Raw genomic sequence first — 13,149 nt, 5'->3', positions numbered from 1 at the left:
CGGTCTACTCGTCCGGCGCGGCGTCCAGGTAGCGTTTCGCCTCCGCCTTGCCCAGCCCGAGTCCGCGTGCAACGTCCAGATATGCTCGCGCCGCTGCCGCCATTGCACTGTCCGACGGGTCGGCTCGGGCGACGAATGTGCCGAAACGACGGCGGGTTTCGACGATGCCGGCCGCCTGCAGTTCGCGGTAGGCGCGCGCCACGGTGTTGACCGCCAGGCCAAGCTGACCGGCAAGCTCACGCACCGTGGGCAGACGGGTGCCGGGCGGCAATCTGCCCGTTCGAATCGCGTCGATGATCTGGTTTCGGAGCTGGTCGAACAGTGGGCGACCCGCTCGCCCGTCGAACCGTAGCCACTCCCCCAACTCCACGTGCCCAGTATCTCCCAGTCCCGCAGATTGCGATCGCCGCTATGTTGGGGGGGTGCGAATAACGGTGCTCAGCGGCGCGGGGATCTCCGCCGAAAGCGGTGTGCCGACCTTTCGCGACGACAAGAACGGCCTGTGGGCCCGGTTCGACCCGTATGAGCTGTCAAGCACCCAGGGCTGGTTGCAACATCCCGAGCGGGTATGGGGTTGGTACCTGTGGCGGCATTACCTGGTGAGCCATGTCGAACCCAACGATGGACACCGCGCCGTCGCCGCCTGGCAGGATCATGCCAACGTCAGCGTGGTCACCCAGAACGTCGACGACTTGCACGAGCGGGCCGGCAGCACGCCGGTGCATCATCTGCATGGCAGCCTGTTCGAATTCCGTTGTGCCACATGCGCTAAGCCGTATACGGAAGCCTTACCTGAGATGACTGAGCCGGCGGTGGAAGTCGAGCCGCCGACCTGCGGCTGCGGCGGGCTGATCCGGCCCGACATCGTGTGGTTCGGCGAGCCACTGCCCGACGACACCTGGCAGCACGCTGTCGAGGCGACCGCGGCCGCTGATGTGCTGGTCGTGGTGGGAACGTCGGGCATCGTCTACCCGGCGGCCGGCCTGCCCGACCTGGCGCTGGCCCGAGGCGCGGTCGTGATCGAGGTCAATCCCGAGCCGACGCCGTTGTCCGATAGTGCCACCATCACCGTGCGAGAGACCGCGAGTAAGGCGTTGCCCACACTGCTGCAGCGACTGCCCGCGCTGCTCGACTAACCGGTTCGCGAAACTTTAACTGCCGTCAGCCATTCGGCTATCTGCTCTGGTGTGGCGTCGGCGCCGACGAGCCCTGCCACCATATGGCCGGAAAGCGCGGCCCTGAGCACTTGATCGGCGAACGTGTCGGCGTCGCCGAACGGCAGGTGTGGCTTGGCGATCAACAATGCTGCCACCCCGTGCAACGTGGTCCATAGTTGCAGCGCGAGGGTCGTCGCGTCGCCGGGCTGATAGAAGCCTTCGTCCATGAGCGCCGCCACCGCGGCCCGCATGTGCTCGAACGCCGAGCTGGTTAGGGTGGCGTCGACGTGGCTACCGGCCCGCCACCGCCCCATGGTTGCGATTCGATAGAGCTCCGGGCTCTCGATGGCGAACCGGATGTAGGCCAGCCCCTGCGCGCGCAGCGCCTCCAGGGTGGACGGCTGCCCCGCCGCTAAGCGCTGCATTTCTTGATCCAGCTTTGCGAACCAACGTGCGCACACCGCGTCCAGTAGCGCATCTTTGTCCTCGAAATGCAGGTAGATCGACGGCGGTGTCACGCCGACGCGCTTTGCCACCGAGCGGATCGACACCGCCTTGGCCTGACCGGTGTCCAGCAGGAGTTCGGTTGCAGCGTCGAGGATCTGGTCGCGAAGTAGATCACCGGACCCGCGCGGCGCTCGCCGACGGCGGAACTCCGCCGTTTCTGGGCTAGCCACTGTCACCAACCTTCGCCGCGGTCCGCAGATCGTCGGCCGGTCGCACGTTTTCGGGGCGGTGCCGTCCCGACGTGCGATGGGCGGGCGGTGACGGCTTCGCCGCGGCCGCCTCACTGATACCGAACCGCTCGTGTAGCCGGGCGAGTCGTCCGGGCGCCCACCAACTCCACTGGCCGAGCACATGCATGAACGCCGGAACCAGAACCATCCGCACCAACGTCGCGTCCATCAGGACGGCCAGTGTCATGCCGACCCCGAACCATCGCATGAACGACACCTGAGCCGCGATCAGACCGGCGAACGATATCGACATCACCAGCGCTGCGGCGGTGATCACCCGGCCTGTGCGGGCCAGCCCCAGCGCTACGCTCTCGTCGTTGGCGGCGCGCCTGGCGGCCCTGTCGGACGTCGCCGCCTGGGCTGCACCGGAAGCCAGCCAGTACTCACGGATCCGGGAGACCAGAAACACCTCGTAGTCCATGGACAGCCCGAACGCGATGCAGAACAACAGCACCGGGATGTTGGCTTCCAGTGTCCCGCTGGGGGTGGTCCCCAGCGCATTTAGATGGCCGTCCTGGAAGATCCACACCAGCGCACCAAACGCCGCCGTCAGCGACAACACGTTGCACACCAACGCCTTTAGGGGTAACACCAGGCTTCCGGTGAGCAGGAACAGGAGCAGGAAGGTGATCACGGCGATCAGCCCCAACACCGCCGGCAGCCGCGTGGTGACGGCGTGCACGCTGTCGCGATTGATCTGCGCCAAGCCCGCCATTTCGACGGACCGGTTGCTCGGCCCGGTCACCGCGTGCAACCGGTCGAGCTGCGTGGCGGAGGCTTGCGAGAAAAGTGGCGCCGTACTGGCGACCGTGAAAAACGCACTGCCGTGGGCTAAGCCTGTCGCCGCGGCCGGCGGCCCGACTCGCTTACCGGCGACGAACGTCCCGGTCGGTGCGGAGACCGCCGAAACGTCGGGGACTCGGGACAAGTCGGCGGCGTAGCGCTCGAGGTCGGCGGGACTCAGGCCCCGGGCATCCGGGACGACGACCGGCACCGCCGTAGTCGAGTCGTCGGCGAAGTCGTTGCGCAACTGATCGCCGACCTGATGCGCCGACGCCGATCGTGGCAGCACACGATCGTCGGGGAACCCCCACTTGACTCCGAGGAACGGAGCCCCGAGCAGCAACAGCAGCGCCATGACGGCCAGACCGACGGGCACGGCCCGGCGCGTCACGAACTTCGTCGACCGATACCAGAACAGGCGCTCGACCGGCTTGGGCGCGGGATCGGGTCGTCGCAGCAACCGGCGCCCGAGCCGACGCACATCGAGCGAGTCCAGTCGCGGCCCCAGCAGCACGATCGCGGCCGGGGTCACCAGGATGGCCGCGAGCGCGACGAATGCCACCGACGCGACGCCGGCGTAGGCGAACGACTTCAGGAAGTAGGTCGGGAACAGCACCATCACCACCATCGACAACGCCACGGTGGTCGCCGAGAACAGCACCGTGCGGCCGGCGGTGGCCATCGTCCGGACGAGCGCTTCATCTGGAGCGGCGCCGTCTGCCAACTCGTCGCGGTAGCGGCTGATGATCAGCAACGTGTAGTCGATGGCCAGCGCCAGACTCAGCGCGGTACTGAGGTTGAGCGCGAAGATCGACACGTCGGTGCTGAAGGTGATGAACCGCAACACCGACATCGAGCCGACGATGGCCAGCCCGCCCAGGGCCATCGGCAACGCTGCCGCCAGCAGCCCGCCGAACACCCAGACCAGCACGACGAAACTCAGCGGAATCGCGATCGACTCCATCAGCAACAGGTCGCGTTCGTTCTGATGGTTGATCTGGGTATAGACCATCGCCACCCCACCGGCGCGGACCGTGACGCCATCCCGATCCCGCACAAGCTTGCCCGCCAGGGTCTTGGCGTACTTCTGTGCGTTGTTTTCGCCGCCCTTGAGGTTGGCCACGATCAGGCCGGACTTGCCGTCTTTGCTCACCAGGTCGCCAGCGGCCTGCGGCGGTGACGTCCACGCCGAGGACACGCTAAGTACCAGCGACGACCGTTGCAGCTGGTCGGCGATCTCGGTGCCAACCGCGCGGGCCTGGTCACCACGGGCGCCGCTAGGTGCCGTCACCAGGATCAGCAGCTGCTGATCGCTCTGTCCGAACTTTTCCGTCAACTGCGCGATAGCCCGGACCGACTCCGACGTCGGATCCTGAAAACCGCCGGCCGAGAGGCTCTTGGCGACCGGTATGCCGAACACGGCGGCTGCGACCAGGACGAGGACGGCGACCGCGAGGACGCGCCGGGGAGCGACGAGGGCAAGTCGAGCGATGCGCTGCAGCATGCCTAATCCCTCCCTCGGCCCTTCCCAGGTCGGTACCGGCGCTAAGTTATCGGCGATAAGTCGACGCCGCCGACGTGATGTTTCGCTTTCGGCGCTCCAGCAATAGACACGACGCCGGCATGCGGAATGGTTCACCGCTGCACCGACCAGCCAGGACACACCCGCAGACAGTATCGGTTGCACATCTGCCAAATAGGTCTAGTCCGACAAGCCGGACGAACTTGTTCTTCGTGGAGTCTTCGTAAATACGTGTCAATCGCGGGCGGAGCCGGCGCCGCCGGTCGACCCTACCCAGCGGTAATAATTGCCACGATTTTCCGAATCGTGACTCAACGATTCCTTAATGGAGACCCATACGCTCATGAACATGTGGATCGACGACTCGAGTGCCGACGTCATCAAGGCCGACTTCGAGGCTCTCTATCACGGCGACGTGCTGGTAGAGGGCGAAACCTCGGAGCAGTTCGACGACTGGCACCCGCTGCCCACCGCAAGCTGAGCTCCGCGGAGGACGCGCCCGCTGCTGTGGACGCGTCCGCGACGAGGTGAGTGTTACCGCGATCGCACCTTTGCCGTTTCCCTATTGATTCGAACCCCGCTAGTCGGGGTTCTTTCTCTTTTTGCGGCTCGTTGCGGCCGGACCACGCGTCGGGGTTATCGCGGCGCCATCCGGATCGCGCCGTCCAGCCGGATGACCTCGCCGTTGAGCATCGGGTTCTCGACAATGTGCACAGCGAGTGCGCCGTACTCGTCGGGCTTGCCCAGCCGGCTGGGGTGCGGCACCTGCTTGCCGAGCGACTCCTTGGCCGGCTCGGGCAAGCCGGCAAGCAACGGGGTGTCGAACAGGCCCGGAGCGATCGTCACCACGCGGATGCCCTTGCCGGCCAGGTCACGCGCGATGGGCAGGGTCATGCCGACCACGCCGCCCTTGGACGCCGAGTAAGCTGCCTGACCGATCTGGCCGTCGAAGGCCGCCACCGACGCCGTGTTGATGATGACGCCGCGCTCTTCGCCCACCGGCTCGGTCTTGGCGATCCGCTCGGCGGCCAACCGCAACACGTTGAACGTGCCGATCAGGTTGATGTCAACGACCTTGCGGAATGCGTCCAGCGGGAAGACACCGTCCTTGCCCAGCACCCGGATGGCGTTACCGGTGCCGGCGCAGTTGACGACAATGCGCAGCGGGCCCATCGACTCGGCGAGATCGAGGGCGGCGGTGACGGCGGCTTCATCGGTGACGTCGGCCGGTGCGAAACGCGCCCGCTCGCCGAGCTCGCGGACCACTTCCTCGCCCTTGAGGTCGAGCACCACGACTTGCGCACCGGCGTCGAGCAGCCGCTTGGTAGTGGCCAGCCCCAGGCCCGACGCTCCACCGGTCACAAGTGCGCCGGCGCCTTTGATCTCCACGCGAGTATTTCCTTTCGGTCAATTGGTCGGGTGGCACTATAACCAGTTGCGGAGGACGGCCTCGGTGTCGGCTCCGGGTGTACCGGGGGGTCGCGGCTCGCCCGGCACGGTCCGCGAGAACCGCGGCGCCGGCAACGGCTGCAGCCCGCCGCCTACCCGGTAGAAGGTTTTCCGCTCGGTGACATGTGGCTCGGTTTCGACTTCCCCGAACGCCAGCACCGGCGTGACACACGCGTCCGAGTCGGCGAACACCTTGGCCCAGTGGTCGCGATCTTTCGAGGCGAACACCTCGGTCAGCCGTGCCCGCAGCTCCGGCCAGCGGCTGCGGTCGTTTTGCCCCGGCAGATCGGCAGCGTTCAGGCCGAGGCCCTCGAGCAGCTCGGCGTAGAACTGCGATTCGATGGCGCCCACCGCGACGTAGCGGCCGTCGGCGCATTCGTAGGTGTCGTAGTAGGGTGCGCCGCCGTCCAGCATGTTGGTGCCGCGCTCGTCGGTCCACATTCCCATGGCCCGCATCGCCCACATCATCTGCACCAGCACGGACGACCCGTCGATCATCGCGGCGTCGATGACCTGACCCTTGCCGGAGGTCTGCCGTTCCCACAGCGCGGCCAGGATGCCAACCAGCAAGAACATCGAGCCGCCGCCGAAATCCCCGACCAGGTTCAGCGGCGGCACCGGGCGCTCGCCCGCCCGGCCGATGGAGTGCAGTACCCCGTTGAGCGAGATGTAGTTGATGTCGTGACCGGCCTGCTGGCTGCGCGGACCCGATTGGCCCCACCCGGTCATCCGGGCATAGATCAGCCGGTCGTTGACCCGGGCGCAGTCCTCGGGGCCCAGTCCCAGCCGCTCGGTGACCCCGGGGCGGTAGCCCTCGATCAGCACGTCGGCCTTGGCGACGAGCTTCAGCAGCAGATCACGTCCCTTTTCGGACTTGAGGTCGGCGGTGAGGAAGCGTCGATTGCGCAGCATGGCGTCCCGCGCTACACCGGTTGCCTGGTTGGGCCGTTCGATACGCACAACGTCGGCACCGAGATCGCCGAGAATCATCGCGGCGTGCGGGCCGGGCCCGATTCCGGCGAGCTCGATGACTCGCAGCCCTTCTAGCGGTCCCGCCATCTACCGACCTCCTTGTCGAGGGACAACCAGCTGTAGCTCGCATCTTCGCAGCCGCCCGCCGGAGCCCTGCACCCCGGTCACTTAAGGTGATCCCCATGTTGGATTCAGCCTCCCTGACGTCCGTCGCGGGTCTTTCCGTCACCCTGGCCGACGGAGTGTTGTCGGTGACCATCGACCGTCCGGAGAGCCTGAACTCGCTGACAACGTCGGTCCTGGCGGGGATCGCCGATGCCATGGAGCATGCGGCCACCGACCCGCGGGTGAAAGTGGTGCGCCTGGGCGGTGCCGGCCGTGGATTCAGCTCCGGAGCCGGGATGAGCGCCGACGACGTGGCCGACCGCGGCCCGGACACCGACATCATCTTGGAGGCCAACCGTGCGGTGCGGTCGATCGTCGCGCTGCCCCGCCCCGTGGTCGCCGTCGTTCAGGGGCCGGCTGCCGGCGTCGGCGTCTCCCTTGCCCTGGCCTGTGATCTCGTATTGGCTTCGGAGAAAGCGTTTTTCATGCTCGCCTTCACCAAGATGGGGCTGATGCCCGACGGCGGCGCCTCAGCGCTGGTCGCCGCAGCGATCGGCCGGACACGGGCCATGCGGATGGCCTTGCTGGCCGAGCGGTTGCCGGCCGCCGACGCACTGGCCGCCGGCCTGATCAGCGCGGTCTATCCCGCCGACGACTTCGAGGCGGAGGTGGAAAAAGTGGTGTCCGGCTTGCTGTCTGGCCCCGCGGTCGCATTCGCCAAGACCAAGGACGCCATCAACGCGGCGACGCTCACCGAGTTGGAAGCAGCGCTGCAACGCGAACTGCAGGGCCAGTCGGCACTGTTGAAGTCACACGATTTCATCGAAGGCGCAACGGCTTTCCAGCAGCGTCGCACCCCGAACTTCACCGACAGCTGATTCCGGCGTCGACTGTGCGCCGAGGGCGTCGACTGTGCACTGAGGGCGGGATTTTCGCGAGTTTCCCGCCCTGGATGCACACTCGAAGCGTTAGAAGCAGCGTCTAGAACCCGAATAGCGGCGGCAGCGCGAGTATCACCACAAGACTCCACACGAAGTGGGTCAGTATCGGCGCGAGCACCCCACCCGTCGCGCGGCGCTCCATTGCGCACACCGTCCCGAGGATGATCGCCGCGAAGCCGAGCATGAGGTTCTGGCTGGCCAGAGTGGCGGCGACGTACAGCACGGTCGAGATGAGCACCGGATGGTGCCGGCCCAGCGCGGTGTAGAGCGCGCCGCGGTAGAACAACTCCTCGGCGATGGCGCCCAACAACGCGATGGCCAGGGTAAGCCGCCACGATCCCTGGTCGGCGAACTGCAGCACCTTGGTGATCAATTCGGAGACCGCCGGGATCTGCTTGGCGATCAGCCCACCGAGCACGAAGATGGCGCCTAGTCCCAGGCCAGTGGCGCTGCCGGTGATGACCGGGCGTTGGTTGCGGCCGCGCCAGCAGATGCCGCCCAGGTGCAGCGGCCCGGAGGCGAATGCCCCGATCAGCCACACCGCCGACAACGCCAACGTCAGCCAGTAGAAGCTGGCCTCGCCCGGATGTTTTGTCATGGACAGCCCGAGCACGACGGCGCCGAGCACCAGCACGACCGCGACGACGATGCGCCGGCGACGCACGACCGAAGGCGGTTCATGGTGCGGCACAGCGACATTCGTGATCGCGCGGCGAATCTCGTCGAGGGTGCTGGGGCGGGTGCTCAGATCGGTCATGCGGGACGCACTTTCGGGGTCAGAGTGATCAGCATGTCGAGGCCGGTTCGCACGGCGCCGGCAATGGGTCCGGGGACGGCATCCAGCAGCCCGAGACCGGGATGGGCGAGCGTTGGTGTCACGGCTTTCGCGAGCCGCCGGATGCGCAGCGTGTCGCCGCCGGCCCACACCGGGTCGCTGTCTGCCAGGTGGTGCGGGTCGGCCAGCGCGTTAACAGGCTTGGGCTCCCGGCTTGACAGTGCCCGTGTGATCGCGTCCTCGACACCGATTAGGCCGCCGGGTGGGTCGGGAACCAGATCGCGCAGGCCGGTGCTGGAGGCACGCATCGGGTGATCCAGCGACTCCACCAGGTCGGCGGCCAGTCTGTCGGGAACCGGAAGTGCGATCGCGGTGATCCACGACGCCATCGTGGTGTGCACGCCGCGTACCGGCAGACCGGTGTGCCACTGGCCGGAAATACGCGCATAGGTTTTCAGCAGCTCGCTGTACGACGTGCTGTCGGGGCCGGAAATGTCGTAGGCGCCAGCCGGCACCTGTCCCGGATCGGCGGCGGCGACGAGGTAGTGCAGCACATCCCGGATGGAAATCGGGTCGATCGGGTTGTCCATCCACGGCGGTATCGGCATGACGGGGAACCGGTCGCCGACGTAGCGCAGCATCTCGAACGACGTCGAGCCGGCGCCCAGGATCATCGCCGCGCCCAGCCAGACGACTTCCGGGCCGCCGTCGACGACCAGCGCGTCGGCCACCTCGGCACGGCTGGCCAGGTGTTCCGACACTACTTCGTCGTCAGGGAGGAAGCCGCCCAGATAAACGATCCGATGCACGCTGGTGTCCCTGGCAGCGGCGGCGAGGTTGGCCGCCGCGCGCAAGTCTGCCTCGCGGAAATCCGGTTGACCGATCGTGTGCACCAGGTAGTAGACGACGTCGACTGGTCCGGCCACGGCCAACGCCGTCCGGGCAGACGCCGGATCGCTGGCGTCGAGCAGGACGGCTGTGACGTCGTCGCACCAGCCCAGATTCCCCAGGCGCTCGGGGTTGCGGGTGGCGGCCAGCACCTCGTGGCCCTCGGCGAGTAACGCTGTGACTAGGCGGGATCCGATATAGCCTGTTGCGCCGGTCACAAGAATCCGCACGCCCCCAACCTAGCGATCCCAGAAGCTATTGGCGAGCAGTTGAACCGACCAACCCGCCCCGGCGTGACCCACTACATGGATACGATTGCTAGCCCATGTATTACCTGCTGATCTTGGCGGTCGGCGTCGAGCGGCTAGCGGAGCTGATCGTCTCCAAGCGCAACGCGCGGTGGGCTTTTGCCCAGGGCGGCAAGGAATTCGGCCGTAGTCACTATCCGGTGATGGTGAGCATCCACGCCGGACTTCTGCTCGGATGCGTCGTCGAGGTTTGGGCGTTGCACCGTCCGTTCCTTCCCTGGCTTGGCTGGCCGATGCTCGTGCTGGTTGCGCTGAGCCAAGCGCTGCGCTGGTGGTGTGTGGCAACGCTGGGCCGACGGTGGAACACGCTGGTGATCGTCGTGCCGGAGGCGCCATTGGTGCATCGAGGTCCATACCGGTGGCTGCATCATCCGAACTACGTGGCTGTGGTCGCCGAAGGTGTAGCACTGCCGCTGGTGCACACGGCATGGCTGACCGCGGTGTGCTTCACCCTGGCCAACGCGCTGGTGCTCGCGGTGCGGATCAGGGTGGAGAACTCGGCGCTGGGCTACACATGAGCGCTTACGACACCGACTTGTTGATCGCGGGCGGCGGTCCGGCCGGCCTGGCGACCGCGTTACACGCTCGTAGCCTTGGGCTTTCAGTGATCGTCGCCGAGCCTCGCGAAAGCCCGATCGACAAGGCATGCGGTGAGGGTCTGATGCCAGGCGGTCTGGCGGTGCTGGCATCGCTAGGCGTGGATCCGGCCGGTCTGCCCTTCCAGGGCATCGCCTATCTGGACGGGCGCCGACGGACCGAAGCGCGTTTTCGCAACGGGCCCGGCCGGGGCGTGCGGCGCACGACGTTGCACGCTGCGTTGGCCGCACGCGCCAAAGAGCAAGACACCGAATGGATTTCGACACGCATCACCGGCGTCGACCAGGATGCGCACGGGGTGACGGCCGCCGGTGTGCGGGCCAAATGGTTGGTGGCGGCCGATGGCCTGCACTCAACGGTGCGGCGTGCCATCGGAATCAAGACGGTCGCGGGCAAGCCGCGGCGTTACGGCGTGCGCTGGCACTTCCGCGTGCCGGCCTGGTCCGACTTCGTCGAAGTGCATTGGTCGCGCTGGGGCGAGGCCTATGTGACACCGGTGGAGCCGGACCTCGTCGGCGTGGCGATTCTGTCCTCCCATCGCCCCGACATCACGTGGTTTCCGCGGCTGTCCGAGCAGCTGCAAAGGGCGGACCGCGGACGGGCCCGCGGCTGCGGTCCACTGCGGCAGGTGGTTTCCCGCCGGGTTGCGGGCCGGGTGCTACTGGTCGGCGACGCAGCGGGGTACGAGGATGCCTTGACCGGCGAAGGCATCAGCCTGGCCGTCAAACAAGCCGGCGCGGCGGTGGCCGCCATTGTCGACGAGGCGCCGTCGCAGTATGTGGCGGCGTGGCAGCGCATCACCCGCGATTACCGGCTGCTCACCCGCACATTGGTGCTCACCACCGCCCCGCGCGTTGGCCGGTGTGCCGTCGTTCCGGCGGCCACGCTGCTCCCCGGCGTATTCGGCCGTGCGGTCAATAGGCTTGCGCGGTGAGGGCTTAGCGCGCTTTCCAGATCGGCTGGCGTTTTTCGGCGAACGCCAGCGGGCCTTCCTTGGCGTCCTCGGATTTCAGCAGTGTGGCGAATTCACGCGTGGTGCGGGCCCAGCCCGGTTCTTCGTCGGGGATGACGCCGTCGTCGACGCCATACGCGATCCGCTTGCTGGCCTGCACCGACAGGGGCGCGTTCACGGTGACCCGTTCGGCCAGCGCCAGCGCCGCCTCCAGCACGGTGCCGTTCGGCACGACCTGGTTGATCAGGCCCCATCGGGCGGCCTCGGCGGCGCTGATCGGCTCACCGGTGAGGATCATCTCGAGTGCGACTTTGCGGGGCAGCTGGTGCACGATGCGGAACACGCCACCGGCACCGGCGATCAGCCCGACCTTGACCTCCGGAAGCCCGAATTGCGCACGTTCCTCGGCCACCACCAGATCACTGGCCAGGGCCAGCTCCGTGCCACCGCCGAGCGCGGTGCCGTTGACCGCGGCGATGGTGGGCTTGTCGATGAAGTGGTGCACGTAGCCGGCGAACCCCCACTCGCCGTGATCCGGGTGGTACAGATTCTCCCGCCGAGCGATCGCCTTGAGATCTGCTCCGGCGCAAAAGGATTTGTCGCCGGCACCGGTGATCACGACGGCCCGCACCTCGGGGTCGTCCTGCGCCTGCTGCAGCGCGTCACCGACGGCGGTGCTGACCGCGCCGTTGACGCAGTTGCGGGCCTCGGGCCGGTTGATCGTGATCACCAGGACGTTGCCGCGGCGCTCGGTGAGCGCCGCGGGCGCCGTCTGCGTCACAGCAATTCCACAATGGTGGCGTTGGCCTGACCACCGCCCTCGCACATCGTCTGCAGTCCGTAGCGAATTCCCTTGTCCCGCATGTGGTAGAGCATCGTGGTCATGATCCGGGCACCGGAGCCGCCGAGCGGATGGCCGAGCGCGATCGCACCGCCGTTGGGGTTGAGCTTCTTCTCGTCAGCGCCGATGTCCTTCAGCCACGCCAGCGGAACCGGCGCGAACGCCTCGTTGACTTCGAACACCCCGATGTCCTCGAGCTTCAGCCCGGAACGCTTGAGCGCCTTCTGGGTGGCCGGAATTGGCGCGGTCAGCATGATCACCGGGTTGGCGCCGGCCAGCGTTGCGGTGTGCACCTTGGCAATCGGGTTGAGCTTCAACGACTTCGCCTTCTCGGCCGACATGAACAGCAGCGCGGCCGAACCGTCGGAGATCTGGCTGGAGTTCCCGGCGTGAATCACCCCGTCCTCTTTGAAGGCGGGCTTCAGTTGCGCCATCTTCTCCATCGGCGTTCCGCGACGGATGCCTTCGTCCTTGAGCACAACGTTGCCGTCTTGATCCTTGATGCCGACGATCTGGTCGTCGAACGCACCGGAATCCTGTGCCGCCGCGGCTTTTTCGTGGGAGCCGAGCGAGAACTCGTCAAGCGTCGTGCGGTCGAATCCCCACTGCTCGGCGATCATCTCCGCGCCGAGACCCTGGTTGGGGATTGCGCCGTCATAGCGGTCCAGGAACGCCTGGGAATACGGCCGTCCACCATTGGCCAGCGAGGCCCCCATCGGCACCCGCGACATGGATTCCACCCCACCGGCAACGACGACGTCGTAGTGCCCGGCGACCACGCCGGCAGCGGCGAAGTGCACCGACTGCTGGCTCGACCCACACTGGCGGTCGACGGTGACACCGGGAACGGTCTCCGGCCAGCCGGCGGTCAGCAACGCGGTGCGCGCGATGTCGACGGCCTGCTCGCCGGCTTGCATGACGCATCCCCAGATCACGTCGTCGACGATCTCGGGGTCGACGCCGGCCTTCTCCACGAGTCCATTGAGAACCTGTGCGGACAGGTCGGCGGGGTGTACGCCGGACAGCCCACCATTGCGTTTGCCGATCGGTGAACGGATTGCCTCGACGATTACGGCTTCAGCCATGGCGATTGTCCTTTCGATGAGGCTTGAATGCTCTGTA

At 66.9% G+C, this 13,149-nt stretch carries 14 protein-coding genes; 5 read left to right on the top strand and 9 right to left on the bottom strand.

Translation table 11 applies throughout. The features are described 5' to 3' along the window. Positions 1–4: 4 nt before the first annotated feature. Positions 5–370: an Rv1152 family transcriptional regulator gene (locus AWC06_RS01330; RefSeq protein WP_085193627.1), complete on the bottom strand. Its 366-nt coding sequence runs from the start codon at positions 368–370 to the stop codon at positions 5–7. A gap of 52 nt (positions 371–422) precedes the next feature. Here AWC06_RS01330 and AWC06_RS01325 point away from each other — a divergent pair, with 52 nt between their 5' ends. Further along, on the top strand, positions 423–1,136 hold the full coding sequence (locus AWC06_RS01325) for an NAD-dependent deacylase (RefSeq protein WP_085193625.1): 714 nt from the start codon (positions 423–425) through the stop codon (positions 1,134–1,136). Here AWC06_RS01325 and AWC06_RS01320 read toward each other — a convergent pair. Next, positions 1,133–1,834, bottom strand: a complete 702-nt coding sequence (locus AWC06_RS01320) for a TetR/AcrR family transcriptional regulator (RefSeq protein WP_139819844.1) — start codon at positions 1,832–1,834, stop codon at positions 1,133–1,135. The two genes, AWC06_RS01325 and AWC06_RS01320, sit on opposite strands and share 4 nt — an antisense overlap. After that, complete coding sequence (locus AWC06_RS01315; RefSeq protein ID WP_085193621.1) at positions 1,827–4,181, bottom strand: MMPL family transporter; 2,355 nt, start codon at positions 4,179–4,181, stop codon at positions 1,827–1,829. The genes AWC06_RS01320 and AWC06_RS01315 overlap by 8 nt, the downstream gene beginning before the upstream one ends. A gap of 343 nt (positions 4,182–4,524) precedes the next feature. Here AWC06_RS01315 and AWC06_RS22850 point away from each other — a divergent pair, with 343 nt between their 5' ends. Continuing rightward, entirely contained in the window at positions 4,525–4,680 is a 156-nt protein-coding gene (locus AWC06_RS22850; protein WP_169715265.1) for a hypothetical protein, read from the top strand. A gap of 155 nt (positions 4,681–4,835) precedes the next feature. Here AWC06_RS22850 and AWC06_RS01310 read toward each other — a convergent pair whose 3' ends face one another. Together AWC06_RS01310 and AWC06_RS01305 are read right to left on the bottom strand one after the other, a co-directional pair. After that, complete coding sequence (locus AWC06_RS01310; RefSeq protein WP_085193619.1) at positions 4,836–5,588, bottom strand: 3-hydroxyacyl-CoA dehydrogenase; 753 nt, start codon at positions 5,586–5,588, stop codon at positions 4,836–4,838. A gap of 36 nt (positions 5,589–5,624) precedes the next feature. Then, positions 5,625–6,707, bottom strand: coding sequence for a CaiB/BaiF CoA transferase family protein (locus AWC06_RS01305; RefSeq protein ID WP_085193617.1), 1,083 nt, complete (start codon positions 6,705–6,707; stop codon positions 5,625–5,627). 95 nt (positions 6,708–6,802) lie between these two features. Here AWC06_RS01305 and AWC06_RS01300 point away from each other — a divergent pair, with 95 nt between their 5' ends. Next, on the top strand, positions 6,803–7,603 hold the full coding sequence (locus AWC06_RS01300) for an enoyl-CoA hydratase (RefSeq protein WP_085193615.1): 801 nt from the start codon (positions 6,803–6,805) through the stop codon (positions 7,601–7,603). A gap of 103 nt (positions 7,604–7,706) precedes the next feature. On the opposite strand, the gene AWC06_RS01295 is transcribed toward AWC06_RS01300, so the two are convergent. Together AWC06_RS01295 and AWC06_RS01290 are read right to left on the bottom strand one after the other, a co-directional pair. After that, positions 7,707–8,423, bottom strand: coding sequence for a CPBP family intramembrane glutamic endopeptidase (locus AWC06_RS01295; protein WP_085193613.1), 717 nt, complete (start codon positions 8,421–8,423; stop codon positions 7,707–7,709). Further along, on the bottom strand, positions 8,420–9,559 hold the full coding sequence (locus AWC06_RS01290) for an NAD(P)H-binding protein (protein WP_085193611.1): 1,140 nt from the start codon (positions 9,557–9,559) through the stop codon (positions 8,420–8,422). The genes AWC06_RS01295 and AWC06_RS01290 overlap by 4 nt, the downstream gene beginning before the upstream one ends. A 95-nt stretch (positions 9,560–9,654) precedes the next feature. Between AWC06_RS01290 and AWC06_RS01285 the strand changes: the two genes are divergently transcribed. Beyond that, entirely contained in the window at positions 9,655–10,155 is a 501-nt protein-coding gene (locus AWC06_RS01285; RefSeq protein ID WP_085193609.1) for an isoprenylcysteine carboxyl methyltransferase family protein, read from the top strand. After that, positions 10,152–11,168 (top strand): NAD(P)/FAD-dependent oxidoreductase, encoded by a 1,017-nt coding sequence (locus tag AWC06_RS01280; RefSeq protein ID WP_085193607.1) that lies wholly within the window; start codon positions 10,152–10,154, stop codon positions 11,166–11,168. Before AWC06_RS01285 ends, AWC06_RS01280 begins: the two co-directional genes overlap by 4 nt. Before the next feature lie 4 nt (positions 11,169–11,172). Here AWC06_RS01280 and AWC06_RS01275 read toward each other — a convergent pair whose 3' ends face one another. Both AWC06_RS01275 and AWC06_RS01270 read right to left on the bottom strand, forming a co-directional pair. Next, entirely contained in the window at positions 11,173–11,967 is a 795-nt protein-coding gene (locus AWC06_RS01275; RefSeq protein ID WP_085193605.1) for a crotonase/enoyl-CoA hydratase family protein, read from the bottom strand. Then, on the bottom strand, positions 11,964–13,112 hold the full coding sequence (locus AWC06_RS01270) for a thiolase family protein (RefSeq protein WP_085193603.1): 1,149 nt from the start codon (positions 13,110–13,112) through the stop codon (positions 11,964–11,966). Before AWC06_RS01270 ends, AWC06_RS01275 begins: the two co-directional genes overlap by 4 nt. Positions 13,113–13,149: the final 37 nt, after the last annotated feature.

This window comes from Mycobacterium fragae, from assembly GCF_002102185.1.
Classification (GTDB): Bacteria; Actinomycetota; Actinomycetes; order Mycobacteriales; family Mycobacteriaceae; genus Mycobacterium; species Mycobacterium fragae.
The sequence above is the reverse complement of the archived record's forward strand: the minus strand, read 5'-3'. Positions and strand labels throughout refer to the sequence as shown.

Excerpts from the sequence above, each read along its gene's own strand:
- AWC06_RS01285 (WP_085193609.1), top strand. The coding sequence starts at position 9,655 with ATGTATTACCTGCTGATCTTGGCGGTCGGCGTCGAGCGGCTAGCGGAG.
- AWC06_RS01270 (WP_085193603.1), bottom strand. The coding sequence starts at position 13,112 with ATGGCTGAAGCCGTAATCGTCGAGGCAATCCGTTCACCGATCGGCAAA.
- AWC06_RS01300 (WP_085193615.1), top strand. The coding sequence starts at position 6,803 with ATGTTGGATTCAGCCTCCCTGACGTCCGTCGCGGGTCTTTCCGTCACC.
- AWC06_RS22850 (WP_169715265.1), top strand. The coding sequence starts at position 4,525 with ATGGAGACCCATACGCTCATGAACATGTGGATCGACGACTCGAGTGCC.
- AWC06_RS01305 (WP_085193617.1), bottom strand. The coding sequence starts at position 6,707 with ATGGCGGGACCGCTAGAAGGGCTGCGAGTCATCGAGCTCGCCGGAATC.
- AWC06_RS01315 (WP_085193621.1), bottom strand. The coding sequence starts at position 4,181 with ATGCTGCAGCGCATCGCTCGACTTGCCCTCGTCGCTCCCCGGCGCGTC.
- AWC06_RS01280 (WP_085193607.1), top strand. The coding sequence starts at position 10,152 with ATGAGCGCTTACGACACCGACTTGTTGATCGCGGGCGGCGGTCCGGCC.
- AWC06_RS01295 (WP_085193613.1), bottom strand. The coding sequence starts at position 8,423 with ATGACCGATCTGAGCACCCGCCCCAGCACCCTCGACGAGATTCGCCGC.